Here is a 26049-nt window from a genome sequence, read left to right as displayed (position 1 = left end):
TAACTCTGTCGATGCCAGTCAACCACTGGGAACTACACGTCTGTGACTTGTTGATGACCTGGGGATTCCTGTTGTTTACAGGGAACCCGAGCTGCGACCCGAGAGGCCTCAATTCACAGGCATCCATGATTCGTCCCCATTAACGGGCCGACTTTCCGGAGATTCTCCACAAGTTATCCACAGGTGTTAATAATCGACTGTCCCCACTCTGGGGACAGATTTGTGGATAACTCGACCGAATGGATGTGCGCGAAGCGCGTGTCGCGGGCGCGCTACTTGCTGTAGCGGTGGTTCTGCTTGATGCGGCTCGTGAGCTCTGTCACCTGGTTGTAGATCGAGCGACGCTCCTTCATGAGCTCGCTGATCTTCTTGTTCGCGTACATCACCGTGGTGTGGTCGCGGTTGCCGAAGAGCTGGCCGATCTTGGGCAGGGAGAGGTTCGTGAGTTCGCGGCAGAGGTACATCGCGATCTGTCGGGCGGTGGCGACCGCCTGCGACCTGCTCGACCCGTAGAGGTCGTCGACGGTGAGCTTGAAGTAGTCGGCCGTGTTCGTGATGATGTCGGTCGGCGCGATCACGTTGTCGTCGTCGAGCGTGATGAGGTCTTTGAGCACGGTCTGGACGAGCGGCATGTCCACAGGCGTGCGGTTGAGGCTGGCGAACGCGGTGACCCGGATGAGCGTGCCCTCGAGCTCACGGATGTTGCTCGATACCTTCGACGCCATGAATTCCAGGATGTCGTCCGGTACCTGGATCTTCTCGCTCTGTGCCTTCTTGCGGAGGATCGCGATGCGGGTCTCCAGGTCGGGCACCTGGACGTCGGTGATCAGGCCCCACTCGAAGCGGGACCGCATCCGGTCTTCGAACCCGGTGAGGTGCTTCGGCGGCAGGTCGCTGGTGATGACCACCTGCTTGTTGTGGTCGTGCAGGGTGTTGAACGTGTGGAAGAAGGCTTCCTGGGTCTCCACCGCTCGCTGCAGGAACTGGATGTCGTCGATCAGCAGGATGTCGATGTTGCGGTAGCGCGCCTGGAACGACGAGCCGCGGTTGTTCGCGATCGAGTTGATGAAGTCGTTCGTGAACTCCTCACTACTGACGTACCGCACCCGGATGCCCGGGTAGAGGCTCATCGCGTAGTGGCCGATGGCGTGCAGGAGGTGGGTCTTGCCGAGTCCGGAGTCGCCGTAGATGAAGAGCGGGTTGTACGCCTTCGCCGGCGCCTCGGCCACGGCGACCGCTGCGGCGTGGGCGAAGCGGTTGGACTGCCCGATGACGAAGTTGTCGAAGCTGTACTTCGGGTTGAGGCGCGTGTCGTTGTTGCGCGGCGGCGCGGTGATCTCGGTGGGCGGCGCGATCATCTGCGCAGGAGCCTCGATGTATGCGGCGTCGGCCGGCTCGGTGGGCCCGGCCATCGTCTCCTGCTGGATCTCCGGGTTGACCACGATGGCGAAGGTGTTGACCGCGAGCGATTCGTCGAGGCCGCCGATGGCGTTGAGGAGGGGGACGCGGCTGCGCTGCTCGATCATCCCGCGGGTGAACTCGTTGGGCACCTCGAGATAGAAGGTGCCGGCCATGATGCCTTTGGGCTCGACCAGGCTGAGGAATCCGTGCAGCTGCGGTGTGATGCGGTCGTCCGACTCCAGTGAGTCGAGCACGCTCTGCCATGCCGCAGAAATGGACTCTTCGCCGCCTGCCATCGTTCCCCGTAATTCGTCTCGTGTGGATGCCTTCGACCGGTGAAGTACCCCGACTCCTTCGTCGATGCGTTCATCGGTTCGGCTGCGCGTACGCGGCCGGAAAGGTATTCACAGGGTTATCCACCGCTGTGTGTCCAATACCGTAGCGATCTCCTGCCGTTTTTGGGATGGGCTGGGGATAACTTTGGTCCTCACGGTAACTTGTCCACAGGTTGTGGATCAAATTCGTTTGCGGGCATACGGCGGCGCGTCGCTCCTCAGGTTCTTCCCATTCCTGTGCATAATCATTGGATTTGTCTCGTCTGGTTTGACCTCGTCCGCCACAGGTCGTAGTTTTAATCAGTTGACTTCAGCCGTTGAGGCTGCCCAAAAACTTTTCACGGCCTCCCCGTGCTGGACTTTGCGTCAGCACCGGCCTGTTAAGAGACCACACGGAGATTGAGATATGAGCAAGCGAACCTTCCAGCCGAACAACCGCAAGCGGGCGAAGACCCACGGCTTCCGTCTGCGTATGCGCACCCGTGCGGGTCGCGCGATCCTCGCTGCGCGCCGCAGCAAGGGCCGCACGAAGCTCTCGGCCTAGCCTTCACCGGTGCTCGCCAAAGCCAATCGCATCACGCGGGGGGCGGACTACAAGGCGACTGTGCGCCGCGGCGCTCGCTTCACTGGAGCGAACACCGTGACGTACATCCGTCCCAGTCCGGACCCGGATGTGGTGCGATTCGGCTTTATCGTGGGCAAGACCGTCGGTGTCGCCGTCCGGCGGAATCTCGTGCGTCGTCGCCTGAAGGCTGCCGCCCACGAGCTGCTTCCGCGGATGTCGCCGGGCACCGACATCGTGATCAGGGCATTGCCAGCGTCCGCTCAAGCGGAGTGGGCTACCCTGCACGAAGAGATCTCCGCAGCAATCAGCCGATTCACCAGTAGAGGCAACGTCCGTCGATGAACACCGCATTCACTGCAGTGCTCCTTCTTCCGCGGAACTGTGCCGTGTTGGTGCTTCGCGCATACCGAGCGGTCATCTCACCTCTGTACGGAGACGTCTGCCGGTATTACCCGTCCTGTTCCGCTTACGCGTTGCAGGCCATCCAGGAGCACGGACTCGCTATCGGGACCGTGCTCGGCGTTCGCCGAATCGCCCGTTGCCACCCGTGGGCCGCGGGCGGGGTCGATGATGTCCCCCTCAAGAAGAAGCGCCGCTATCGGGTGACACCGTTCGGATTCGTCGTCGCCACAAGCCAGGGAAAGGCCTAGCAACCACATGGACATCATCGGAACGATTCTGTGGCCCATCAAGTGGGTCGTGGAGCTCATCCTCGTTGCGTTCCACTGGCTGTTCTCGCAGATCGGCCTCGACCCGGCCGCCGGCCTCACCTGGGTGCTTTCGATCGTCGGCCTGACGGTCGTCGTCCGTGCCGCCCTCATCCCGATCTTCGTCCGCCAGATCAAGAACCAGCGCCGGATGCTCGAAATCGCTCCGCAGCTGAAGAAGATCCAGGAGAAGTACAAGGGTAAGAAGGATCAGTTCTCGCGCGAGGCGATGTCCCGCGAGACGATGGACCTCTACAAGAAGACCGGCACGAACCCGCTGAGTTCGTGCCTCCCGCTGTTGCTGCAGATGCCGGTGTTCTTCAGCCTCTTCCAGGTGCTGAACGGCGCCCAGGGCGGCCACGCCGGCGTCGGTCCGCTCAACTCTGAGCTCGCCAAGCAGTTCGGTGGTGCGACGCTGTTCGGTGTCGCTCCCCTGCACCAGAGCTTCCAGGGTGCGATGAACGCCCACCCGCAGCAGGTCGCTGTGATGATCATCGCGGCCGTGATGGTCGTGCTGATGACCGGTTCGCAGTTCCTCACCCAGCTGCAGATCGTCTCCAAGAACATGTCGCCGGAGACCAAGGCGAGCCCCCAGTTCAAGCAGCAGCGCATCCTGTTGTACCTCCTCCCCTTCGTCTTCCTCTTCTCGGGCTTTGCCTTCCCGCTCGGCGTCATGTTCTACTGGCTGACCTCGAACCTCTGGACCATGGGCCAGCAGTTCCTCGTCATCCGCAACATGCCGACTCCGGGTTCGGATGCCGCGAAGGCGCGCGAGGCGCGTCTGGCACGCAAGGGCAAGCTCGTCCAGGAGGACGGCGCCGTCGTGCTGACGGTCGAAGAGGAAACGAAGAAGACCACTCAGCGCGTTCAGCCCGTGAGCAAGAACCGCGCGAAGAAGCAGGCCGGAAAGTAGTAGGGATTCCCAATGACCGATGTGCAGCAGTCCGAGTCCGTAGCCGAGCCCACCTCCGCTGAGGTTCCTTCGGCCGAGGTCGACGTGGACGTCGAGGTCGCCGAGTCGGGCGCTTCGTCTTCGGCTCCCGCGTCGTCGGAGTCCGGCGACTACGAGCAGCCGACCGCCGACCAGCTCGACCAGGAAGGCGACATCGCCGCCGACTACATCGAGGAGCTGCTCGACATCGCCGACATCGACGGCGACATCGACATCGACGCTCGCAACGGTCGCTCCTACATCTCGGTCAACGCCGACGAGAACGCGAACCTGCGCCTGCTCTCGAAGCCGGACACGGTGACCGCGCTGCAGGAGCTCACCCGCCTGGCAGTCCAGAACAAGACCGGCTCGTTCTCTCGCCTGATCCTGGACATCGCCGGGTCGCGAGACGCCCGCCAGGCCGAGCTCGCAACGCTCGTCGAGCGCGCGATCGCACGCATCGAAGAGGGTGCGGAGCAGGCAGCACTTCCCGCGATGTCCTCGTACGAGCGCAAGCTGGTGCACGACATCGTCTCCGAGCGCGGCTTCGTTTCGAACTCGCAGGGCGAGGGTCGCGACCGTCACACGGTCATCACCAAGTCTTAGTTGTTTCACGTGGAACGGGGATCCGAGCGATGAACGACGTCCTCGAGGCTGAGCCTGCCGCTGCCGCTCTGCTCTTCGGCCCACGCATCGAGGTGGCTCGACAGTTCACGACGAACCTCGCCTCGCAGGGTGAGGAACGCGGACTGATCGGCCCACTCGAACTCCCCCGCCTCTGGTCGCGCCACATCCTGAACAGCGCCATCGTCGCTCCCCTGCTCCGCCCCGGCCGCGTCGGCGATATCGGCAGCGGCGCCGGACTGCCAGGGCTCGTCCTCGCCATCGCTCGGCCCGATGTTTCGTTCGTTCTCATCGAGCCGATGGAGCGACGCGTCGCCTGGCTCAACGAGCAGGTCGCCGAGCTCGGCCTCACCAACGTGGATGTGGTCCGCGCCCGAGCTGAGGACGTTCGCCTGGATGCGCCGCTCGACCAGGTGACCGCGCGAGCAGTCAGCGCCTTCCGCAAGCTCCTTCCCCTCACCGCTCCCCTGCTTCGTGACGGCGGCGAATTGGTCCTGATGAAGGGCGCCGGCGCCCAGGCCGAAGTGGATGCGGCGACGAAAGAGATCCGCAAGTACAAAGTGCACGAAATCGAGGTTTTGACCCTTGGTCAGGACGTCCTGGATGAGGTCACGAGGGTAATCCGCGCGACCGTGAGGTAGCAAGAAGCGCTTAGGATCGCTCCTGTGGCGCTGAAGCGGGTGCGTTTTCGGGGGTTTATGCCCTTATGGTGGGTGCTGTTTTGGTGTTTCGGGATATCGCGGGCTCGAAGTCTGATCGCGTCTGTGTTGGTTCCTCGACGGTGTGTAGGTCCTACTAGGGGTGGCGGCGTGCGGCGGAGCTCTGCTCTACGCTGAGCCGAAGGTCGTGGCACTTCGCGGCTTGATGCCGTTGGGGCGTTCATTGCTGGCGCATGGCGGCGTGGTAGGGCCCAGCGCCGGTCGGCTGCGGCTGCACCTGTCGCTGCCTATCGGTGGTGATGAATGCGGTGGGGTACCCCGGTCGGCGCAGCGGTCGCGCGCACAGACCGACGCAGCCAGTTCGGCGTGGAGTTGTTGCCTCGTGAGCGTCAGGTGGAGTTGCTTCCCTCGTGGCTCCGCAATAGACGTGAGGCAATGCGGGGAAACGGGGTGTGACGTGAGACCTGAGGATCCTTATCAACCCGCGCTCTCCGATGAGTCGCTTGACCTGGGTGAATCTACTTCGTCGGCTTCCTGTTGCCCGCGACGACGCAAATGGTATTGGCGGGCCGTGCCGGGCGCGGAGTTGAGGTCGATTCAGGTGCGCGCGTGTGGATCGGGGATCGTTGGATGGGCATGTGGTGAGCGGCGCGGCCTACTGGGTTCCCAGCGCAATTCGCGTCCGACACATAGAGACTGGCGCGGGGATTGCAGCGTGACTATGCGGCGTTTCACGTGAAACGGGCACTCGAACTGGCCGTCACCGGGTGCGCCCGGTGTGGCGATTGCCTGTCATCTGGGGGCGCTTGCCCGTCGCTAGAACCGGGTTGGTGTGTCCCTCGGTGCTGGTATCTTGCCAGAGGTGTCCGCGCTCCTCACTGGAGACGAGTTGGTGTCTCCGGATCCAACCAGAGAGCGTGAGATCGCTTTCACCGCGGTGGTCAATGTAATGGGAGTGGCCCGCTGTCCGGCTGCCCGCCCCCGGTCGAGCAGCGTGGCTGCGATCCGAGGACGCCGCATCACCAGGGAAGGTGTCGGCAACTCCGCGCGCCGACATGACGGCACGCGGAATCCTGCGCGCGCCGTTCAAGTCGGGTCACTCTGGACGGCGCAAATCCGCCACCCGACACTGCCCATCTCCGCCGCTCAGGACCAGCGGTTTCCCCGCGCACATCACGGCACATCGTCCCTACACGGCACTACTTGGTGTGCGAACTGGTTCCGCCTGGTCCGCACATCCACTCGCAGGGGCCATGCGCCTAACGCCCGCATGATCGGGTGGCCTGAACGCTAGACGTGCCGAAACCCAACCTTTGCGCGATGGCGTGAGTACGAGTCGCCGCGCGGGACGCGCCGGACGCGCCGAACGTTTCACGTGAAACTGTAGCCCAGGAAGCGCCCGCATCGACGAGTGGCGCAGCCCGCGAACGGTGCGAGGAGCTCGCGAGGACCGGCGCGCCGAATTCCTATGTAGATGCAAGCGGTTTCGAGGCAATCTAAGAAGTACATTCCCCACTGCCTAGAGCTAGCCGGGGCGCGCCCCGAGGCAACCATTATCTCGGGCCACTCCCCACATTTCCCACAGCCTCCAACTATCCACAGCGTGCCGCGATGCGGAATAGCAAGCACGCCATCCAAGATAGAGTTGACTGATGGCCGCAGAGCGCATGCGACCCCGTACTCAGACACCCGGTGCCGTGCACCATGATCGAGCGACAAGGTTTCACGTGAAACAACCGGACCAGGATGCCCAGGTCGGATCGAGCCCAACCGGCTTCGACGCATCCACTCCCCTGGCGCAGGAAATCCACGAACTGACCCGTCGACGGGAGGCTATCGCCTCCGAGACACTCCCCCTGCCGTCGCGGACCCGTATTTTCACCATTTCTAATCAAAAGGGCGGGGTCGGGAAGACTACCACCGTCGTAAATCTCTCCGCTGCCCTCGCGAAGTCGGGTGCTCGGGTCCTGGTGATCGACCTGGATCCGCAGGGAAACGCGTCTACTGCTCTCAGTGTTGAGCACCGCGAAGGAACACCGAGCGTCTACGACGTGATCGTTAACGATAAAGAACTCGACGAGGTCATTCAGAAGTCCCCCGAGTTCGACGGATTGTTCGTGGTGCCCGCGACCATTGACCTCGCTGGCGCGGAGATCGAGCTCGTGTCGATGGTCGCGCGCGAACAGCGCCTCGGGCGCGCGCTGACGCGCTTCCTCGACGAGTACGACTTCGACTATGTCCTGATCGACTGCCCGCCGTCGCTCGGTCTACTCACGATCAACGCTTTCGTGGCCGCGACCGAGGTGCTCATTCCCATCCAGTGCGAGTACTACGCGCTCGAGGGCCTGAGCCAGCTGCTCAAGAACATCCAGCTGATCGAACGACACCTCAACCCCAAGCTGCAGGTGTCCACGATCCTGCTGACCATGTACGACTCCCGCACCAATCTGGCCCACCAGGTCGCCGAGGATGTGCGGGATCACTTCCCCAAGGAAGTCCTGAAGACCATCATTCCGCGTTCGGTCCGCATCTCGGAAGCACCGAGCTACGGGCAGAGCGTCATCAGTTATGACACGAATTCGTCCGGCTCGCTCTCCTATCTGGAAGCCGCCGCCGAGATCGCACGCAGAGGAGCACCCCGCTAATGGCAGCGAAGCGCACAGGATTGGGCCGAGGAATCGGCGCGCTCATCCCCACCACCGACCAGTCGGCTCGTCCCGTCGACGTCTTCTTCCCCGACTCCTCGGCAAACGCTGCATCGGATGGACTGGTTGCCGTTCCGGGTGCCCGGCTTGCCAACCTCTCCCCCGCTGACATCGTGCCGAACGCTGTGCAGCCGCGCACCGAGTTCGACCGCGAGGCGCTGGATGAGCTTGTGGCGAGCATCCGGGAAGTGGGCGTGCTGCAGCCGGTTGTCGTGCGGCCGATCGCTGGGCAGCCTGACAAGTTCGAGCTGATCATGGGTGAGCGTCGCCTGCGCGCGACGAAAGAGCTCGGACTCGACTCCATCCCGGCGGTCGTTAAGGAGACCGCCGACGAGGACATGCTCCGGGATGCGCTGCTCGAGAACCTGCACCGCTCGCAGCTCAACCCGCTTGAAGAGGCATCGGCGTACCAGCAGCTTCTTGCGGACTTCGGGATCACCCAGGAAGAGCTTGCTACCCGGATCGGACGTTCGCGCCCGCAGATCACCAATACCCTGCGTCTTCTCAAGCTGCCGTCCAGTGTGCAGAGCCGCGTCGCGGCCGGCGTTCTGAGTGCGGGTCACGCTCGGGCGATTCTGTCCGTCGGGGACGACGAAGAGGCGATGGCGCGACTCGCGGACAAGATCGTCAACGAAGAGCTCTCGGTGCGCGCGGCCGAGGCTGCGGCGAGCAAGAGTCCGAAGCCGGTGCGGTCGAAGGCGACGGCGGGCAAACACCGCGGGCACCTGGATGAGATTGCCGAGAAGCTCGGGGACCGTCTGAATACGCGGGTCAAGATCTCACTCGGCGCGAGAAAAGGCCAGATCGTGGTGGATTTCGCGACGATTCAGGACCTCAACCGCATCCTGGATGAGATCGGGCAGCCGAGCTACACCAGGCCGACCTTCAGCTGACGCGGCGGGTGCACTGACGCAGCGGGTCCCCCCTGACTCCGCGGGTACGCTGACCCCGAGAGTTAGCTAGGGCCGCGAGTCAGTTGACCCCGCGGCCCGACTAGCGGTCGATCAGAGGCGCGACGCGCCGCGACCCCGTCATGCCTCAGCGATAGCCGCCAGCGCCAGCGCCGCGTACACATCCCCGAGGTCGCGCCCCGACGCCGCGATCGCCTGCGGCATGATCGACGTCTCCGTCAGCCCCGGAAGCACATTCGCCTCCAGGAACCACGGCACTCCGGCTTCGTCCACGATCAGGTCGATGCGGGACAGGTGGCGAAGGCCGAGCGCGACGTGCGCCGTCGTCGCGGCCGACGCCACCGCCGCGGCGGCCTCGTCGTCCAGCCGCGCCGGCACGTAGAACCGCGTCTCCCCCGCGTTGTACCGCGCGTCGAACGTGTACGCACCGGACACCGGCTCGATCTCCACGGCGGGCAGCGCTTCCGGCCCGTCCCCCGTGTCGATGACCGCCACCGACACCTCAACGCCCGTGACCTTGCGCTCGATCAGCGCGACGTCGGCGTAGGTGTATGCGTCGACCATCGCGCGCGGCAACTCGTCGGCCTGCTCCACGATCGTCACGCCCTGCGCAGAGCCACCCTGCGCCGGCTTCACGACGAGCGGCGTGCCGAGACCGTCGAGCACCGTCGCCAGGACGCTGTTGGCGCCCAGCTCACGGAAGGTCTCCTTCGGGAGGGCCACCGACGGGGGCGTCGCCACACCGGCGCGTTCCACGATGGTCTTCGCGGTCGGCTTCGACCACGCCAGCCGGGACGCGTCCGTGCGGGAGCCGACGAACGGGATGCCCGTCTGCTCCAGCAGGGCACGCAGAGCGCCGTCCTCACCGCTCGCGCCGTGCAGGGCCGGCCAGACCACATCCGGTCGGTTCTCGGCGAGGAAGCCGAGCAGGGACGCATCCGGGTCGCGGAACGTCACCTGGTGACCCAGCGAGTTCAGCGCGTCCGCGACGCGGCGGCCGCTGCGGAGGGAGATGTCGCGTTCGTGCGAGATGCCACCGGCAAGCACGACGATGTTGAGAGCAGCGTTTTCTGCCATGATCAGCTCTTTTCTTCAAACTCTGTCGGGTGATGAGTGCGCGGTGGCCTGCTGCAGGATGGGATCGAGCGGGCAGGACACTGGAGGCTGCTCAGCGCAGGTCGGTGGGTGGGTTGGGACTGTTGCGTTCGCGGCGCGCGGAGAACAGCGGGCCGGTGCCGGCGAATGTGTCCAGCAGGTCCTGCTCGCCGTTGAGGACGTTCGCCAGCCGGCGAACACCGACCCGGATGCTCTCGGGCGTCGGATAGCAGAACGACAACCGGATGTTCTGGGCGCCGGAGCCGTCCGCGAAGAACGCCGTCCCGGGCGTGTACGCGACCAGTTCGGTGACCGCTCGCGGAAGCATCGCCTTCGAGTCGAGGTGCGGCGGGAGCGTCAGCCAGACGTAGAACCCGCCGTTGGGGTTCGTCCAGCTCAGCTCGGGCAGGTACTCCTCGAGCGCGGCGATCATCGTCTCCTTGCGCTCCCGGTACACGCCGCGGAAGGTGTCGATCTGGCCCTTCCAGTCGGCGTCGCGCAGATACTCGGAGATGACCAGCTGGCTGAACGAGCTGGGGCTCAGCACGGCCGCCTCGTTGGCGAGGATCAGCTTCTCGCGGATCGCGTGCGGCGCCAGCGCCCACCCGACCCGGAACCCGGGGGCGAGCGTCTTGGAGAACGTGCCCAGATAGACAACACCGTCCTGCTCGACGGAACGCATCGCCTCCGGCGGCCGCTCACCGAAATAGAGCAGACCGTACGGGTTGTCTTCGAGCACGAGGATGTCGTTGGCCTTGCAGATCTCCAGAATCTCCAGGCGGCGCTCCCAGCTGAGGGTCACACCGGCCGGATTGTGGAACGTCGGCACCGTATACAAGAACTTCACCTTGCGGCCGGCGGTCTTCAGCCGGGCGATGTGCTCGCGGAGGGCCTCGGGGATCAGACCGTGCTCATCCATCGGCACGTGGTCGACCTCGGCCTGGTACGAGCGGAAGATCACCATCGCGGTGACGTAGCTCGGCCCCTCGGCGAGCACCACATCCCCCGGGTCGATGAAGAGCTTGCTGAACAGCTCGAGCGCGTGCTGCGAGCCGGTCGTCACGACCACGTCGTCCGCGCTGGCCTTGATGCCCTCCAGCGCCATCACATCCAGGATCTGCTCACGCAGGGCAGGAACGCCCTGGCCAGAGCCGTACTGCAGCGCCACAGGGCCCTGCTCGCGCATCACCCGGTCCATCGCGCCGACGACCAGATCCTCCGGGAGGGCCGCGACGTACGGCATGCCGCCGGCCAGGGAGACCACCTCTGGCCTGCTGGCGACGGCGAACAGGGCTCGGACCTCACTGGCGGCCAGGCCGCTCGTGCGCTGCGCGTAGTGGTTGTACCACGGGTCCAGATTGTTGCCGCGTGAAAGCGGGCTGCCCTGTTCAGTCACTTGTCTTCCGTTTCTTACGCCGTTTGCCAATGCTATTTGTGTGGTGCGCCGTGCCCGAAATCGAGGGATGCGCGGTGATACAAAAAAAGACCCGCCCGGCGTATTCGCCGGACGGGTCTGTGAAGAACTGGTCGGCTACGCGAGGTAGGCGGCCAGGTCGGCTTCGAGGGCAGGCTTCGGCTTGGCGCCGATGACGGTCTTGACGACCTCGCCACCCTGGTACACCTTCATCGCGGGGATGGAGGTGATCTGGTACTTCGCAGCGGTCTGCGGGTTCTCGTCCACGTTGAGCTTCACGATCTCGATCTTGTCGGAGTGCTCAGCGGCGATCTGGTCGAGGATCGGGCCGACGGCGCGACACGGGCCGCACCACTCTGCCCAGAAGTCGACGAGGATCGTCTTCTCGCTGTTGAGGACATCGCTCTCGAAAGAGGCGTCCGTGACCGAACGTGCTGCAGACATTCTTATATCTCCTTATGCGGTGGTTGTGAGTTCGAGATCGCTGGACTCGACCTCGACGGTCTGGTCCAGCAGGTCTTTGGGGAGGGTCGTGAGGTAGTGCTCCGCGTCGAGAGCCGCGACCGTTCCGGATGCGGCTGCCGTGATGGCCTGACGGTACGTCGGGTCGATCACATCACCGGCGGCGAACACACCGGCGACCTTGGTCTTGGACGAACGACCGGCGACCGCGATGGTGCCCTCCGGCGTGAGGTCGAGCTGACCGTGCACCAGGTGGACGCGCGGGTCGTTGCCGATCGCGATGAACAGGCCGTTGAGGGCGAGCTGGCTCTCGGCGCCGCTGTTCACATCCCGCAGGGTGACGCTCTCCACGGTCTCTTCGCCGTTGATGGCGACGACCTCGGAGTTCCACACGAACTCGATCTTCTCGTTCGCGAAAGCGCGCTCCTGCATGATCTTGGATGCACGCAGCTCCTCCTTGCGGTGGATCACGTAGACCTTGTCCGCGAAGCGGGTGAGGAAGTTGGCCTCCTCCATCGCCGAGTCGCCTCCGCCGACGACCGCGATCGTGCGCTCACGGAAGAAGAACCCGTCGCAGGTGGCGCACCAGGACACACCGTGTCCGGACAGGCGCTCCTCGTCGTGGAGACCGAGCTTGCGGTAGGCGGAACCCGTGGCGAAGATCACCGAGAGGGCTTCGTGCTTGGCACCGGAGCCCAAGGTGACGCTCTTCACGTCGCCGGTGAGGTCGACGGACACGACGTCGTCGAGGACGACCTCCGTGCCGAACCTCTCGGCCTGCGCCTGCATCTTGAACATGAGGTCAGGACCCATGATCCCCTCGGGGAAACCGGGGAAGTTCTCCACCTCGGTCGTGTTCATGAGTTCTCCGCCTGCTTCGACGGAGGAAGCGATCAGCAGCGGCCGGAGGTTGGCACGCGCAGCGTAAATCGCTGCGGTGTAACCGGCGGGGCCGGAACCGATGATGATGATCTGCCGCACGGCGGGAGCTCCTTGCACTATCTGTAACGGCCCGGAACCGGACCGCTGAGGTGTAGAACACATCCTAGGCGGATGCTATTCCGTTTCACGTGTGAGTTCGGAGCGGACGCCCAACCGGTTCAGAACCGGTGCCAGACCGGCCTGCAGATCGCGCGAACGCAGCAGTGTCAGGATGCCCAGATACACCACGAGCATGACCACACCGACCACCGCGGACGACACCACGGCGCCGATGATCCCGCTCACCGGGAACGCACCTTCGTCCACGCCGCCCATGATCACCAGGAAGCCGCCGCCGGCGATCATCGCGGCCAGCGCGGCCACCGCGAACCGCCACAGCCCGCTCAGGATGCGTCGCCCGTCCACTCCCCCGGTCTGGCGGCGCAGAAGGGCGAACGCGAGCGCGGCCTGCGCGACGCTCGCGATCGAGACGACGAGGGCGACGGATGCGGCCCTAGCGGGCGCGGGGACGGCGAAGCACACGAGCACGCCCACCACGATCAGGATCACCTGGGCGAGCGTGAAGAAGAACGGCGTGCGTGTATTGCCCAGGGAGTAGAAGGCGCGCTGGGCCATGAAGACGAGCGAGAACGGCACGAGACCGACGAGATACGCGATCAGCACCCAGCCCATCGCCTGGTAGTCGACGGTGAACACGCGCGCGACGGGGAACGCGACGACGATCAGCGCAGCGGAGGAGAACGTGATCAGCAGCATGATCGAGCGGGTGGCCGACGAGAAGTCGTCGCGGAAGCCCGCGGTGTCCCTGAGGTGCGCGTGCTCGGCCATCCTGGTGTAGAAGCTGGTCACGATCGAGACGGCGATGATGCCATGCGGCAGCATGAAGATCAGCCAGGCGTTGTTCATCACGAACGTTCCCGCGTTGCCCGTTCCGGCGGAGTTGGCGACGTTGGTCTCGACCAGCCCGGCGACCTGGGTGGCGATCAGCATGGCAAGTGTCCAGCCCGCCGCCTTGCCTGCGTGGCCGAGATTGACGCCGCGCCAGCCGAAGTCGAAGCGGAAGCGGAGGCCGATGCGCCGCCAGAAGAAGAAGAGCAGAAACGCCTGCACGGCGACCCCGAGCGTCGCGCCACCCGCCAGCAGGGCGACCATCCCGCCCGACCATTCGTGGCTGCGCGTCCCGGCGGGGTCTGCGCCGAACATCGCGATGAAGGCGATGAGCATCCCGATCGCGATGACGTTGTTGACGACGGGCGCCCAGGTGAACGGCCCGAACGACTTGCGCGCGTTGAGCACTTCGCCGAGCAGGGTGTAGAGGCCGAGGAAGAAGATCTGAGGGAGCGACCAGTACGCGAACGCCGTCGCGAGGTCGGCCTTCGCGCCGCGCAGACCGAACAGCGTGATCAGCACGGGCGAGAGCAGCGTCGCGACGAGCGCGACGGCCGCGAACACGACGATTCCGAGCGTGACCAGCTTGTTGATGTATGCCTTGCCGCCGTCCGCGTTGACGGAGGCGCGCACGATCTGCGGCACCAGGATGGCGTTCAGGATGCCCTGGGCGATGATCGCGTAGATGCTGTTCGGGACGATGGTGGCGGTGGCGTACGCGTTGGAGGCGAACGCCACGGCGCCGATCGCCTGCAGCAGCAGCCACGCCTTCGCGAAGCCGAGCAGCCGGGAGACGAGCGTGCCGGAAGCGAGCACGGCGCTCGCGCGGCCGATGCTAGCCACGGGCGTCCCCCTCGGGCGGGGTGGTGGGCTCGGCCTCGTCGGTGGTGTCGGCCGCGTGCGTGGGCTCGGTCGCGTCGGTGGGCTCGGCCGCGTCGGCGGGGTCGGCTACCTCGGCCTCGCCCTCACCTCCGCCGCTCTCCCCCGCCAGCCGCTTCCTCCGCTGGTCGCGGCGGCGCAGGATGTTGCGCACGATGCCGAAGCCGAACAGCAGCACCAGCAGGATGCCGAAGATCAGCGCGCCGATGCCCTCCCAGTCGGCGTGCACATCCACTGTCACAGCGCTCGGGTCGCCGATCGGCACGCCGGCGGGGCTGTAGAGCCGCAGCGAAAGCACCACCTGCCCGTTGCCGAGCTTCGCCTTCACCGGAACCAGCATGGTCGCGCGGGAGTCCTGCGGGATGCGCTTGGTCGCGTTCTGGTCGATCTCCAGCCGGCTGTTGGACGGCGCGGCCGTCAGCACGAGGTTCGCCGCCTCGTCCTTCAGCTCGTTGCTGACCGTGAACGGGATAGATCCCTGGGCGCTCACCAGGTTGACGTTCTCGGTCGGCAGGATCTTGATCGAGTGGAGGGTGTCGACGGTGCCCTTCCGGGAGGCGGCGACCGCTGCAGACCAGTCGGTGCGCGGGTTCTGCCAGGACACGGCGAACAGGGTCAGCAGCTCGGCCCTGGTGCGTCCCGTCATCGTCTCCGGCTTGTCGAGCACCGTCGCGAAGGCGTCGAGCGACTGCTCGTCCTGCACCAGCGCCTTGAACGCGTCGATGCGGGTCTGCGACTCCGGGGCGTCGCTGAGCGCGAGGCCGGAGCTCGCGGCCGCGGACGCCGTCGACGGGAAGGTGGCCGGCGTCGTCCACGGGGAGGAGAACAGGGTCTCGAGGGTGCGGCGCAGCTGGGTGCCGCTGGACGGCCAGGAACGGTCGAAGGAGATGAGCAGCTGCTTGCTCTGGGTGCCCTCCGCGCTGATCAGTTCGAGCTGCGCGTTGACCTTGGACATGGCCGTGTTCCAGGCGACGTCGCTGGGGGCGGAGGCCGCTTGCCGGATCGCGGTGGAGAGCGCCTCGTCGGAGATCACGAGCTTGCCGCCGTCGAAGGGAAGCGTCGCGTTGGGGGTGCTCTCGAGCGTGCTCTGGTTGGTGTTGGACCCGGAGGCGATCACGGTGCGCAGGCCGGCGGCGGCCAGCGGCGCGAGGTCCGCCGTGCGCACCGTGTTGTCTCCCGGCCAGCCGATGCCGGTCAGCGAGTATTTCCAGGCCACCAGCTCGTCGAGGGTCGGCAGGGTGACGTCGGTTCCGGAGGTGGGCGTCGGCGACGGCGTCTCTGCGGGCGGCGTGGGCGTCGCGGTGGACGGCTCGCCGACCGGCGTGGGCGACGGCGTGAAGTTCTTCGGGTCGAGCGCGTACGCGAGCGAGGTGGGCGCCAGCGGGGTCGCGATGCCCGCCTGCACCTGACCGGTCACGTCGGCGTCGCCGAACCCGAGGGAGAAGGTGTCGTTGGGCAGTCCGGCGAGGCGGTTCAGCCAGTCGGTCGCGCTCGCGGGCGCCGCGTTCCCGAGGGCGCGGACGGAGGCGACGATCATCGGGTCGATGCCGACCGTGACCGTGCTGTGGCCGATCAGGCCGTCGAGGTCGCGGGTGAGGACGCCGTTCGGGGACGTGTACGTCGCGAGGTCGGCCGCCGAGATGAGTCCGTCGGAGGTCGACGGGCTGACGATCGGCATGACGACGCCGACCGAGGAGCGGGTGCTTGCGACACCGGGGTTCCAGACGACGCTGCCCCGCGCATCCACTGTCTTGCCGCCGACGCTGGCGGTGGCACCGATGCCGTAGACCGCGCCGGAGGGGTTGGTGCCGAACGGGACGGCGGCGGCCGGGACCGTGATCCGGACGACCGTGCTGGTGCCCGGCTCGAGAACGGTGACGGTGCCCTCGCCGATGGTGACCCTGTTCGACACGGCCGTCGTGGAGGCGAGCCAGGAGTTGAGGGAGGCACGCGACTTCTGCGGGGACGGGTCGAGCCAGAGCGAGACGGAGCCGGCCGGGTACGCGCTATCGGTGGGGTTGGTGACCGTGACGGAGACCGTGAGGTCTTGCGTCGGTGTGAGCACGCCGCCGTTGTCCGCGGAGAGGGAGGCGGAGATGTCGTCGGTGGTGACGGCGGTGAGGGTGGACGCGGAGACGGTGGATGCGGCGCTGACTGACGCCGCAGACCCCGCTCCGGAGGCGGTGGCACCGGATGCCGCAGCCGGCACGACAGCGACGGCCAGCGCGGCGCAGACGAGCGCGGCGAGGCTCCTCACCCCCTGCCGAAGGGTGAATCGGGGTGCGCTCATGCGTCGATGCACGATCCCGACTCGGCCTCCATGTCGACGATTCTAGAGGCCGCCCGCTGTGAGACGCCGACGAGCGCGCCCGGTGGAGCGCCCCTATTAAACTGAGGCACCATGCACAGCGTCGCCGATTCCCTCGCCCGCCTCGGCGACCTCGCCCGTTCGGCGACCGTCGCAACGCTGGCCTCCGCGTTCTCCGGAGCGGGCTACGAGCTGGCGCTGGTCGGGGGTCCTGTCCGGGATGCTCTGCTCGACCGGCCGGTGCACGACCTCGACTTCACGACCGACGCGCGGCCGGACGACATCCTGCGTGTCGTGTCCCCGCTCGCCGACGCCGTCTGGGACATCGGCCGCCAGTTCGGCACGATCGGCGCGCGGTTCGGCGACGACACGGTTGAGATCACCACATACCGCACAGACAGCTACGACGGCGAGACGAGGAAGCCGGATGTGGAGTTCGGCGACACGCTCGAAGGCGACCTCCTCCGCCGCGACTTCACCGTGAACGCGCTCGCCCTGCGCATCCCGGAGGTGAAGCTGGTCGACCCGTCCGGTGGTGTCGAGCACCTGCTGAGCCGCACGCTCACGACGCCGAGCACCCCCGCCGTCTCGTTCGGCGACGACCCGCTGCGCATGATGCGCGCCGCCCGGTTCACGTCGCAGCTCGGCTTCACCGTCGACGACGAGACGAAGGATGCGATGGCGGAGCTCGCCGGGCGCATCGAGATCGTGAGCGCCGAACGGGTGCGGGACGAGCTCAGCAAGCTGCTCTGCACGGACGACCCTCGGCCGGGCATCGAGCTGCTGGTCGCCACCGGCCTCGCCGCCCAGGTCATCCCGGAGATCCCGTCGCTGCGGCTGGAGATCGACGAGCACCACCACCACAAAGACGTCTACCAGCACAGCCTCACCGTGCTCGATCAGGCGATCGGCTACGAGAAGGAGCGGCACCCCGGCGAGGCGCCCGACCTCGTGCTGCGGTTGGCGGCGATCCTCCACGACATCGGAAAGCCGGCGACGCGCAGGCTGGAGCCCGGCGGCGTCGTCAGCTTCTACCACCACGACGTGGTCGGCGCGAAGCTCGCGAAGAAGCGGCTCACCGCGCTGCGATTCGACAAGGCGACCATCGACTCCGTCTCCCGTCTGATCGAGCTGCACCTGCGGTTCTTCGGGTATGCGGACGCGCACTGGACGGACTCCGCCGTGCGCAGGTACATCCGGGATGCCGGGCCCGAGCTCGAGCGCCTGCACATGCTCACGCGTGCCGACGTCACCACACGCAACCGCCGCAAGGCCGACAGGCTCGGGTTCGCCTACGACGATCTGGAAGCACGGATCGCCGAGCTCAAGGAGCGCGAGGAACTGGATGCGGTGCGTCCCGACCTCGACGGGGAGCAGGTCATGCGCATCCTGGGCCTCAAACCCAGCAGGGAGGTGGGGCAGGCGATGAAGTTCCTGCTGGAGCTGCGGCTGGACGACGGCCCGCTCGGCGAGGAGGAGGCGACCAGGCGGCTGCTGGAGTGGTGGGAAGCGCAGCACTGACGGCGGGTTCTCCACAGGGAGGCGCGCTCGCCGGGTTATCCACCGATCGCTGACCGCCTGTTCCCGGATGCGCCCCTCCCCGCGAGGGTGGATGCATGACCAACGCACTCCTCGAAGCCCCCGCCGCCGCTCCCCTGGCCACCGCCGACTGGCGCGACACGCCCGCATCCGTTACGCTGGACAGGTTGTCTGGGCAGACGTATGCCCGCACGACAGATGTAGAACCCTCCTGCTACAGACCGTCTGTAGCCGCCAAGTCCAAAGGAGGTGGGTTAGTCATGCATCAGTACGAGTTGATGGTCATCCTCGATCCAGAGATCGACGAGCGCACCGTAGCTCCCAGCCTTGACAAGTTCCTCAACGTCGTCCGCGACGCAGGTGGATCCGTCGACAACGTCGACATCTGGGGCCGCCGCCGCCTCGCCTACGAGATCAACAAGAAGACCGAGGGCATCTACGCCGTCGTTCAGCTGACCTCGAACGGTGAGACCACCAAGGAGCTCGACCGCCAGCTGAAGCTGAGCGAGGCCGTCATGCGCACCAAGGTCCTCCGTGCGGAAGAGGCGATCGCTCAGGTCGCCGCCGCAACGAAGCTCGCCGACGAGAAGGCCGCCCGCAAGGCTGCCGCTCCCGCCAAGGCAGCCGCCGCCGACAAGGCTGGCGCCTAGTCCCATGGCCGGCGAGACCGTCATCACCGTGGTGGGCAACCTCACCAGCGACCCGGAGCTGCGTTACACGCAGAACGGGCTCGCGGTTGCCAACTTCACCATCGCATCCACACCCCGCACGTTCGACCGTCAGGCGAACGAGTGGAAGGACGGTGAGGCTCTCTTCCTGCGCGCGAGCGTCTGGCGTGAATTCGCCGAGCACGTCGCCGGATCGCTGACGAAGGGCTCGCGCGTCATCGCGCAGGGCCGTCTGAAGCAGCGTTCCTACGAGACGAAGGAAGGTGAGAAGCGCACCTCGATCGAGCTCGAGATCGATGAGATCGGCCCGTCGCTGCGCTACGCCACCGCTTCGATCACGCGCGCGCAGTCGTCTGGCCGTGGCCCTGGAGGGTTCTCCTCCGGTGGCGGCGCCGTCGAAGAGCCGTGGGCAGCATCGGCGCCTGCAGACGCCTCCTCCTCTTCGGGAGCAGACGTCTGGAACACGCCGGGCAACTACAGCGACGAGACTCCCTTCTAAGGGTCACCAACATTCACCAGCCCCATCGGGCTTCGATGAGGGCGGAAAGCAAAGGAAATCATGGCTGGAAAGTCGAGCGGCGACCGCCGCAAGCCGATCCGCAAGGGCAAGGACGGCAAGAACGCCGCTCCGGCGAAGTCGATTCGCGTCGGCGTCATTGACTACAAGGACGTCGCGACCCTGCGGAAGTTCATCTCGGAGCGTGGAAAGATCCGCGCCCGCCGCATCACCGGTGTCTCCGTGCAGGAGCAGCGCCTGATCGCACGTGCCGTCAAGAACGCACGCGAGATGGCACTCCTCCCCTACGCCGGCTCGGGCCGTTAGGAGATACGGATATGTCGAAACTCATTCTGACGCACGAGGTCACCGGCCTCGGCTCGGCCGGAGACGTCGTCGACGTCAAGAACGGCTATGCACGCAACTACCTCATCCCGCAGGGCTTCGCTATCGCGTGGACCCGCGGTGGTGAGAAGCAGGTGGAGCAGATCAAGGCGGCTCGCACCGCTCGTGAGCTCCACACCATCGAGCAGGCGCAGGACCTCAAGGCGAAGCTTCAGGCCACCAAGGTCAAGCTCACCGTGAAGGCGGGCCGCGAGGGTCGTCTCTTCGGTTCGGTCAAGACCTCCGACATCGCGGACGCCGTCAAGGCTGCCGGGATCGGCGAGCTGGACAAGCGCAAGATCGAGATCACGTCGCCCATCAAGGTCGTCGGTGACCACGAGGCCACGGTTCGTCTTCACGACGACCTGTCCGCTGTGATCACCCTTCAGGTGGTCGCTGCCAAGTAGGCACGATAAGCAGTGATTGTAGCGGCGGGCTGAGGCCCGCCGCTACACCCGTTAACGGGCAATATCCGCAGCTTTGTACACAGGTCGGACCGCCCCGCATGCGGGTTTCACCACAAGAATGAAACTGTTTTCTACACACAGGGTGTGGAAAGAAAAACCCCCGGTCAAGAGTAAAATAACTCGGGAGATTCATTTTTAGTCCACACCTTTCCACACAGGTTGTGCACAAGCAGCGCGGCGTTTCGCGCAGATTCTCCCCAACGTTATCCACAGGGCGAGTTGTGGCCTGTGGATGTGCTCCATAGGGTGGAGCGAGGTCGGCGGAAGCCGGTCGCAGGGAACCGGCGATGTCGGTGGTCACCCGCAAGATCCTGATAGTCAGCGAGCCGTGCCACGCAGTGTGGCGTGAGCGAGTTTCACTGGTATTCAGGCTGCTCGGGATGCGCGCCGTGAAAGGCCCGCGCCGGTCACCCTGCCCGGACAGACGTGACGGAACGAAAGAGGAGAAAACGTGTCGATCGCCCACCTGGGTCTCGCAGACCAACGCGAACCGGGCGAAGCGCGCACCTCGGAACGGACGCCGCCGCACGACCTCCTGGCCGAGCAGAGCGCCCTCGGCGGAATGCTGCTCAGCAAGGATGCGGTCGCCGACGTCGTCGAGGTCGTCCGCGGCCCTGACTTCTACATCCCCAAGCACGAGATCATCTACGACGCGATCCTCTCCCTCTACTCGCACGGAGAGCCGACCGACGTCATCACCGTCACCGACGAACTCACCAAGGTCGGCGAGCTCTCTCGCGCGGGCGGCGCCGAGTACCTGCACACGCTCACCAGCCTCGTGCCGACGGCGGCGAACGCCGGGTACTACGCGAACATCGTCGCCGAGAAGGCTCTGCTGCGCCGCCTGGTCGAGGCCGGCACGCGCATCACGCAGATGGGCTACAAGGCCGAGGGCGAAGTCCTCGACCTCGTCAACAACGCGCAGGCCGAGATCTACTCCGTCACCGGTTCGCAGGAGACGGAGGACTACGTCCCCCTCTCCGACGCCGTCACCGTCGCCATCGACGAGATCGAGGCCGCGAAGCACAAGGACGGCTCGATGACGGGCGTTCCGACCGGCTTCGCCGAGCTGGACGAACTCACCAACGGCCTCCACCCCGGCCAGATGATCATCGTCGCCGCCCGACCCGCCCTCGGAAAGTCGACGCTCGCCCTCGACTTCGCCAGGGCCGCCGCCATCAAGCACGACATGGCCACCATCTTCTTCTCCCTCGAAATGGGCAGGAGCGAGATCGCGATGCGTCTCCTCTCCGCCGAGGCGTCCATCCCGCTGCAGAGCATGCGCAAGGGAATGGTGGAGAGCCGCGACTGGACGACCCTCGCATCCACTCGGGGCCGCATCAACGACGCCCCCCTCTACATCGACGACAGCCCCAACATGACCCTCGTCGAGATCCGGGCCAAGTGCCGCCGCCTCAAGCAGCGCGTCGGCCTCAAGATGGTCATCATCGACTACCTGCAGCTGATGACGAGCGGCAAGCGCGTCGAAAGCCGCCAGCAGGAGGTCAGCGAGTTCTCCCGAGCCCTCAAGCTGCTCGCCAAAGAGCTCCAGGTGCCCGTGATCGCCCTCTCCCAGCTGAACCGTGGCCCGGAGCAGCGAGCAGACAAGCTCCCCGCCCTGAGCGACCTCCGCGAGTCCGGCTCGATCGAGCAGGACGCCGACATGGTCATCCTCCTCCACCGCGAATCCGCCTACGAGAAGGACAACCCCCGCGCCGGAGAGGCCGACCTCATCGTCGCCAAGCACCGAAACGGCCCCACCCGCACCGTGACAGTCGCCTTCCAGGGCCACTTCTCCCGGTTCACGGACATGGCGCCGGTGTAGGCGTCCCTATCGACCGTCGCTCCCCTACTGGGGTCGCGGTCGACCTTTGGCTGCTGTGAGGATCGGACTGTGAGTTCACCCTTCGAGACGATCCACTGGACAGAGCTGGCGCCGACGGTGGCCGAGCTCTACACGGCGGACCTCCTGCACGCGGCCATGTACGATCAGCTCTCGGCACGGCAGGTCCATGAGCTGGAGCAGCGGCTGCTCGGTCTCGAGCCCGCCACCGAGCCACACGCCACGCGGTTGCTGTCGTTCCTCAGTGGGATGGCTGAGGCAGCATTCGTGCGTTTGGTCTGCACCCGTGCCGGCGTGGGATACCAGCCGTCGTTTCGCGTGATCTCCGGCCGGGAGTTCCGACAGGACACCCGCGGCGTGAACGCCCGCGAAGTCGACCTCGTCGTCGTCGACACCGATAAGCCGGGCCGAGAGCCCATTGTTGCAATCGAAGCCAAGTTCGCTGCTTCGGTGAATGGGAAGCGCAAGTACTGCTCGGTTCCAGAGCACGCCTCATACTCGAATCAAATCATCTGCTATCCGAACGGCTGCGTGCACCCGGACCTCAACGCTCCACGCGTGCGGTTCGTGTGGCTGGGCCTGGAGGCGGACAGCGCGCGGCCGATGTCGCGCTTCAAAGGCGCCATCACGGACCGCGACACTGACCTCCTGACCGAGCGCGCTCTCCAGGACCAGGCCGAGGCGCTCTGGGCCCGGGCGACGTGGGAGGAAGTCTGGGAGGCGATCGCCGCCGCAGTGGCGGACCACGCGCTTGCCGGCGCGCTTCTCCGGGGCCTGAAGCGCACCTGACGCCCGACTAGGGTCGCGTGGGGCGGTGTCGGGAACAGCACGACGACGCGAACCGCTCTCAGGTGGTGCGTGCTGTGCCGGGGAATATCGCCGAGAGTTCGGAGCGTCACCGAGCGAAGACATCGCATCGCTGCGAGCGGTGGGACGCCAATAGACGCCCCACCGCACGCGCGCACCCCCGCAAATTCCTTGCCCCGCACCGCCCAGCGTCGGTAGCCTCGCGACCGTGACCCGGATGCGCTCCGGCCTCCCCGGCCGCGGGCTGCCTTCCGTGTTCCGAGACGAGAAGGAGACCCAGCATGGCCACCGAATCCCGCCACGTCGCATCCCTCATCGGGGCCGGCGACACGTACCGCACCGAGCTCGGCAGCATCTCCGAGCTGACCGCGGAGGACTTTCCCATCCTGAGTGGCATGTCGCTCAAGCGCATCGTGCTCGAGCCGGGTGCCATCCGGGAGCCGCAGTGGAACGTCAACGCCAACCAGATCGCATACGTGGTGGCCGGCACGGTGCTCGTGTCGATGCTGGGGGACGGTGACGAGTTCTCGACCTTCGTCGTGAAACCGGGGCAGATGTACCACGTCGCCTCCGGCGCGGTCTATCACATCGAGAATGTCGGGGAGGGGACCGCCGAGATCATCGCCTCGCTGCGCTCCGACCGGCCGGCGCACTTCTCACTGCAGAACAGCTTCAACGCAATGTCGGATGCGGTGCTCGGCAACACCTACGACCTTCCTGCCTCCGCGTTCGAGGTGTTCGGGCGGCAGGATGCTGCGCAGATCGTGCGGCGCGAAGGGGCGGCGCGCATCCCGGACTCGGCGGGGCTGCCCAGCGCGCACCTGTTCGACATCGAAGCGCAGAACCCGCCGCTGTCGTACAGCTACGGCTCGGCGAGGCTGGGCCGCAAGCAGTTCTGGGCCGCCCTCGACGACCTGTCGATGTACTCGCTGAACGTCGCGAGCACCGGGATGCGCGAACCGCACTGGCATCCTGTAACCGCCGAACTCGGTTACGTACAGAGCGGCCACGCGCGGATGACCGTGCTCGACCCGGACGGCAGCCTGGACACCTACGAGCTGGAGCCGGGGAACGCGTACTTCATCCCGCGCGCATACCCGCACCACATCGAGGCGCTCGGCGAGGAGGGAATCCACTTCTTGATCTTCTTCGACCAGCCGACGCCCGGCGATGTCGGTTACCGGGCCACGGCGTCCGCGTTCTCGCGGGAGGTGCTCGCGGCGTCCTTCGGTGTGCCGGAGCGGCAGCTGCCGCAGTTCCCGCCGACGCCGGTCGACCCGCTGATCGTGTCCCGCAACAACCCGCTCGACCCGGTGGCCTGAGCGGGCGCTTTCCCGGATGCTCCGGACACACGGCCGTAACGCGCTCGCCGCATAATGCAAGCATGTCGAAGACCGCTGCCGCCCCCTCCATCGTGTCCGCGTGGGCGCCGATGGCCATCCCGGCCTTCCGCGTGCTGTGGTTCGCGCAGCTCGGCAGCAACATCGGCACCTGGATGCAGACCGTCGGCGCCCAGTGGTTCCTGGTGGATGCGGCGGCCGGCGCCACCGTGATCGCCCTCGTGCAGACCGCGAGCCTTGCCCCCGCGATGCTGTTCTCGCTGCCCGCGGGAGTGCTGGCCGACTCGCTCGACCGACGCAAGCTGCTGATCTGGGGGATGGTCGCGAGCGCCGTCATCGCGGCCGCGCTCACCGTGGTCGCGCTGCTGAACGACCTCACCCCGATCAGCCTGCTGGCCTTCACGTTCCTGCTGGGGGTCACCTCCACGCTCACCTCGCCCGCCTGGCAGGCCATCCAGCCCGAACTCGTCCCGCGCGAGCAGATCGGGGCGTCGTCGGCCCTCGGCGGCGTCACGGTGAACGGGGCGAGGGCGGTCGGGCCGGCGCTCGCCGGAGCGATCCTGTCGCTGACGGGTGCGCCCGTCGTGTTCGGCATCAACGCGCTGAGTTTCATCGCCGCCGCCGCAGCGCTGGTCTGGTGGAAGCGTCCGCCGCAGGACGGACTCGACGACAGGGAGCGGTTCGGCCCCGCGCTGCGGGCGGGTGTGCGGTACGTCGCGTCCGCGCACCTGGTGCGGCGCATCCTGTTGCGGTCGGCCCTGTTCGCGGCGCCGGCCAGTGCGCTGTGGGCGCTCCTCCCCGTCACGGCGAAACGACTCGAACTCGACTCGAGCGGCTACGGCCTGCTCCTCGGCGCGCTCGGGGTGGGCGCTGTGCTCGGGATCTTCGCCCTGCCCGTGGTGCGCAAACGGTTCTCGGACAACGTCGTGGTGGCGGTCAGCGCGGTGCTGTTCGCCGTCGGGACCGTCGCGGCCGCCTACCTGCCGTACATCCCGACGCTCCTCCTTCTCGTGCTCGCCGGGCTCGCCTGGATCGGGACCCTCACGGTCCTGAACGCCGCCCTGCAGCTGACCCTGCCGCAGTGGGTGCGCTCGCGCGGTGCCGCGGTCTACATCCTGGTCTTCATGGGCACGATGGCGATCGGCTCGTTCCTCTGGGGACTGATCGCGCAGCTGTTCGGCACCACGAACGCGCTCGCCCTCGCCGCGCTGCTGCTCCTACTCGTGGCCGCGAGCGTGCGTCTGCTGCCGCTCCTGCCGGGGACCGGAGAGATCGACCGCACCATCTCGCTCACCTGGGCGACGCCGATGCTGGTGTTCGAGCCGGATCCGACGGACGGGCCGGTGCTCATCGAGGTCACGTACCCGGTGCGGGCCGGTGAGACGTCGGAGTTCCGCGCGGCGATGGAGCACGTCGAGGACTCGCGCCGCCGGACAGGTGCATCGCGGTGGAGGCTCTACCGCAGCGGGGAGGACGAGAACAGGATGCTGGAGGCGTTCGTCGTGCCGTCGTGGGGCGAGTTCCGGCGGCAGCAGTCGCAGCGGCTCACGGGCAGGGATCGCGAGCTGTTGGCGGATGCCCTCCGCTACTGCGACGGCCCTGCCACCGAACGGCACTACTTCGCCGCCTGACCGGGTGCTATCGCAGCGGCGAAAGAGTCATTCTCCGGAATGATGCGA

At 66.3% G+C, this 26049-nt stretch carries 24 protein-coding genes; 17 read left to right on the top strand and 7 right to left on the bottom strand.

Annotation, left to right across the window (positions count from 1 at the left end; all coding sequences use genetic code 11):
• Positions 1–272 precede the first annotated feature (272 nt).
• Positions 273–1697, bottom strand: a complete 1425-nt coding sequence (dnaA, locus tag B7438_RS00855) for a chromosomal replication initiator protein DnaA (RefSeq protein ID WP_085367447.1) — start codon at positions 1695–1697, stop codon at positions 273–275.
• A 445-nt stretch (positions 1698–2142) separates the two neighbouring features.
• On the opposite strand from dnaA, the gene rpmH reads away from it, so the two are divergent.
• The 8 genes from rpmH (at position 2143) to B7438_RS00815 (ending at position 8820) form a co-directional block, all read left to right on the top strand.
• Positions 2143–2280, top strand: a complete 138-nt coding sequence (rpmH, locus tag B7438_RS00850; RefSeq protein WP_055897189.1) for a 50S ribosomal protein L34 — start codon at positions 2143–2145, stop codon at positions 2278–2280.
• A gap of 9 nt (positions 2281–2289) precedes the next feature.
• Positions 2290–2643 carry a ribonuclease P protein component gene (rnpA, locus tag B7438_RS00845; RefSeq protein ID WP_085367446.1) on the top strand — a complete coding sequence of 118 codons (354 nt, stop codon included), beginning with the start codon at positions 2290–2292 and terminating at the stop codon, positions 2641–2643.
• Positions 2640–2951 (top strand): membrane protein insertion efficiency factor YidD, encoded by a 312-nt coding sequence (yidD, locus tag B7438_RS00840; RefSeq protein ID WP_085367445.1) that lies wholly within the window; start codon positions 2640–2642, stop codon positions 2949–2951. Before rnpA ends, yidD begins: the two co-directional genes overlap by 4 nt.
• 7 nt (positions 2952–2958) lie before the next feature.
• Positions 2959–3921, top strand: coding sequence for a membrane protein insertase YidC (gene yidC, locus B7438_RS00835; RefSeq protein ID WP_085367444.1), 963 nt, complete (start codon positions 2959–2961; stop codon positions 3919–3921).
• A 12-nt stretch (positions 3922–3933) separates the two neighbouring features.
• Positions 3934–4545, top strand: coding sequence for a R3H domain-containing nucleic acid-binding protein (locus B7438_RS00830; protein ID WP_085367443.1), 612 nt, complete (start codon positions 3934–3936; stop codon positions 4543–4545).
• A 29-nt stretch (positions 4546–4574) separates the two neighbouring features.
• Positions 4575–5204, top strand: coding sequence for a 16S rRNA (guanine(527)-N(7))-methyltransferase RsmG (rsmG, locus tag B7438_RS00825; protein ID WP_085367442.1), 630 nt, complete (start codon positions 4575–4577; stop codon positions 5202–5204).
• Positions 5205–6949: 1745 nt separating this feature from the next.
• Complete coding sequence (locus tag B7438_RS00820; protein ID WP_085367441.1) at positions 6950–7867, top strand: ParA family protein; 918 nt, start codon at positions 6950–6952, stop codon at positions 7865–7867.
• Complete coding sequence (locus tag B7438_RS00815) at positions 7867–8820, top strand: ParB/RepB/Spo0J family partition protein (RefSeq protein WP_085367440.1); 954 nt, start codon at positions 7867–7869, stop codon at positions 8818–8820. The genes B7438_RS00820 and B7438_RS00815 overlap by 1 nt, the downstream gene beginning before the upstream one ends.
• Positions 8821–8958: 138 nt before the next feature.
• On the opposite strand, the gene B7438_RS00810 is transcribed toward B7438_RS00815, so the two are convergent.
• The 6 genes from B7438_RS00810 to B7438_RS00785 form a co-directional block, all read right to left on the bottom strand.
• On the bottom strand, positions 8959–9915 hold the full coding sequence (locus B7438_RS00810) for a D-alanine--D-alanine ligase (RefSeq protein WP_085367439.1): 957 nt from the start codon (positions 9913–9915) through the stop codon (positions 8959–8961).
• Between the two features lie 91 nt (positions 9916–10006).
• Complete coding sequence (locus B7438_RS00805; RefSeq protein ID WP_085367438.1) at positions 10007–11329, bottom strand: PLP-dependent aminotransferase family protein; 1323 nt, start codon at positions 11327–11329, stop codon at positions 10007–10009.
• Between the two features lie 135 nt (positions 11330–11464).
• Positions 11465–11791, bottom strand: coding sequence for a thioredoxin (gene trxA, locus B7438_RS00800; protein ID WP_055897216.1), 327 nt, complete (start codon positions 11789–11791; stop codon positions 11465–11467).
• 12 nt (positions 11792–11803) lie between these two features.
• Positions 11804–12790 (bottom strand): thioredoxin-disulfide reductase, encoded by a 987-nt coding sequence (gene trxB / locus B7438_RS00795; RefSeq protein ID WP_085367437.1) that lies wholly within the window; start codon positions 12788–12790, stop codon positions 11804–11806.
• Between the two features lie 75 nt (positions 12791–12865).
• A complete protein-coding gene (gene murJ, locus B7438_RS00790) occupies positions 12866–14482 on the bottom strand; it encodes a murein biosynthesis integral membrane protein MurJ (protein ID WP_085367436.1) in 1617 nt (538 codons plus the stop codon).
• Positions 14475–16808 (bottom strand): DUF6049 family protein, encoded by a 2334-nt coding sequence (locus tag B7438_RS00785; protein WP_143465490.1) that lies wholly within the window; start codon positions 16806–16808, stop codon positions 14475–14477. The genes murJ and B7438_RS00785 overlap by 8 nt, the downstream gene beginning before the upstream one ends.
• A gap of 111 nt (positions 16809–16919) precedes the next feature.
• Here B7438_RS00785 and B7438_RS00780 point away from each other — a divergent pair, with 111 nt between their 5' ends.
• The 9 genes from B7438_RS00780 to B7438_RS00740 all read left to right on the top strand — a co-directional run bounded on the left by B7438_RS00780 (position 16920) and on the right by B7438_RS00740 (position 26001).
• Positions 16920–18347: a CCA tRNA nucleotidyltransferase gene (locus tag B7438_RS00780; RefSeq protein ID WP_085367435.1), complete on the top strand. Its 1428-nt coding sequence runs from the start codon at positions 16920–16922 to the stop codon at positions 18345–18347.
• Between the two features lie 278 nt (positions 18348–18625).
• The gene (gene rpsF / locus B7438_RS00775; RefSeq protein ID WP_085367434.1) at positions 18626–19015 is read left to right on the top strand and encodes a 30S ribosomal protein S6; all 390 of its coding nucleotides are present in this window, start codon (positions 18626–18628) and stop codon (positions 19013–19015) included.
• A 4-nt stretch (positions 19016–19019) separates the two neighbouring features.
• Entirely contained in the window at positions 19020–19532 is a 513-nt protein-coding gene (locus tag B7438_RS00770) for a single-stranded DNA-binding protein (RefSeq protein WP_085367433.1), read from the top strand.
• A 60-nt stretch (positions 19533–19592) separates the two neighbouring features.
• Positions 19593–19856, top strand: coding sequence for a 30S ribosomal protein S18 (gene rpsR, locus B7438_RS00765; RefSeq protein ID WP_055897232.1), 264 nt, complete (start codon positions 19593–19595; stop codon positions 19854–19856).
• An 11-nt stretch (positions 19857–19867) separates the two neighbouring features.
• On the top strand, positions 19868–20320 hold the full coding sequence (gene rplI, locus B7438_RS00760) for a 50S ribosomal protein L9 (RefSeq protein WP_085367432.1): 453 nt from the start codon (positions 19868–19870) through the stop codon (positions 20318–20320).
• Between the two features lie 511 nt (positions 20321–20831).
• A complete protein-coding gene (gene dnaB, locus B7438_RS00755) occupies positions 20832–22205 on the top strand; it encodes a replicative DNA helicase (RefSeq protein WP_085367431.1) in 1374 nt (457 codons plus the stop codon).
• 69 nt (positions 22206–22274) lie between these two features.
• A complete protein-coding gene (locus B7438_RS00750; RefSeq protein ID WP_085367430.1) occupies positions 22275–23012 on the top strand; it encodes a hypothetical protein in 738 nt (245 codons plus the stop codon).
• Positions 23013–23311: 299 nt separating this feature from the next.
• On the top strand, positions 23312–24352 hold the full coding sequence (locus B7438_RS00745; protein ID WP_085367429.1) for a cupin domain-containing protein: 1041 nt from the start codon (positions 23312–23314) through the stop codon (positions 24350–24352).
• A 62-nt stretch (positions 24353–24414) separates the two neighbouring features.
• Complete coding sequence (locus B7438_RS00740) at positions 24415–26001, top strand: MFS transporter (RefSeq protein ID WP_085367428.1); 1587 nt, start codon at positions 24415–24417, stop codon at positions 25999–26001.
• Positions 26002–26049 lie beyond the last annotated feature (48 nt).

This window comes from Leifsonia sp. NCR5 (assembly GCF_002105485.1).
Taxonomy (GTDB): Bacteria; Actinomycetota; Actinomycetes; order Actinomycetales; family Microbacteriaceae; genus Leifsonia.
The sequence above is the reverse complement of the archived record's forward strand: the minus strand, read 5'-3'. Positions and strand labels throughout refer to the sequence as shown.

Bases quoted from the DNA above. Each gene is read 5' to 3' on its own strand.
- dnaA (WP_085367447.1), bottom strand. From the start codon at position 1,697: ATGGCAGGCGGCGAAGAGTCCATTTCTGCGGCATGGCAGAGCGTGCTC.
- rpmH (WP_055897189.1), top strand. From the start codon at position 2,143: ATGAGCAAGCGAACCTTCCAGCCGAACAACCGCAAGCGGGCGAAGACC.
- yidD (WP_085367445.1), top strand. From the start codon at position 2,640: ATGAACACCGCATTCACTGCAGTGCTCCTTCTTCCGCGGAACTGTGCC.
- yidC (WP_085367444.1), top strand. From the start codon at position 2,959: ATGGACATCATCGGAACGATTCTGTGGCCCATCAAGTGGGTCGTGGAG.
- B7438_RS00830 (WP_085367443.1), top strand. From the start codon at position 3,934: ATGACCGATGTGCAGCAGTCCGAGTCCGTAGCCGAGCCCACCTCCGCT.
- rsmG (WP_085367442.1), top strand. From the start codon at position 4,575: ATGAACGACGTCCTCGAGGCTGAGCCTGCCGCTGCCGCTCTGCTCTTC.
- B7438_RS00815 (WP_085367440.1), top strand. From the start codon at position 7,867: ATGGCAGCGAAGCGCACAGGATTGGGCCGAGGAATCGGCGCGCTCATC.
- B7438_RS00810 (WP_085367439.1), bottom strand. From the start codon at position 9,915: ATGGCAGAAAACGCTGCTCTCAACATCGTCGTGCTTGCCGGTGGCATC.
- trxA (WP_055897216.1), bottom strand. From the start codon at position 11,791: ATGTCTGCAGCACGTTCGGTCACGGACGCCTCTTTCGAGAGCGATGTC.
- B7438_RS00785 (WP_143465490.1), bottom strand. From the start codon at position 16,808: ATGAGCGCACCCCGATTCACCCTTCGGCAGGGGGTGAGGAGCCTCGCC.
- B7438_RS00780 (WP_085367435.1), top strand. From the start codon at position 16,920: ATGCACAGCGTCGCCGATTCCCTCGCCCGCCTCGGCGACCTCGCCCGT.
- rpsF (WP_085367434.1), top strand. From the start codon at position 18,626: ATGCATCAGTACGAGTTGATGGTCATCCTCGATCCAGAGATCGACGAG.
- B7438_RS00770 (WP_085367433.1), top strand. From the start codon at position 19,020: ATGGCCGGCGAGACCGTCATCACCGTGGTGGGCAACCTCACCAGCGAC.
- rpsR (WP_055897232.1), top strand. From the start codon at position 19,593: ATGGCTGGAAAGTCGAGCGGCGACCGCCGCAAGCCGATCCGCAAGGGC.
- rplI (WP_085367432.1), top strand. From the start codon at position 19,868: ATGTCGAAACTCATTCTGACGCACGAGGTCACCGGCCTCGGCTCGGCC.
- B7438_RS00745 (WP_085367429.1), top strand. From the start codon at position 23,312: ATGGCCACCGAATCCCGCCACGTCGCATCCCTCATCGGGGCCGGCGAC.
- B7438_RS00740 (WP_085367428.1), top strand. From the start codon at position 24,415: ATGTCGAAGACCGCTGCCGCCCCCTCCATCGTGTCCGCGTGGGCGCCG.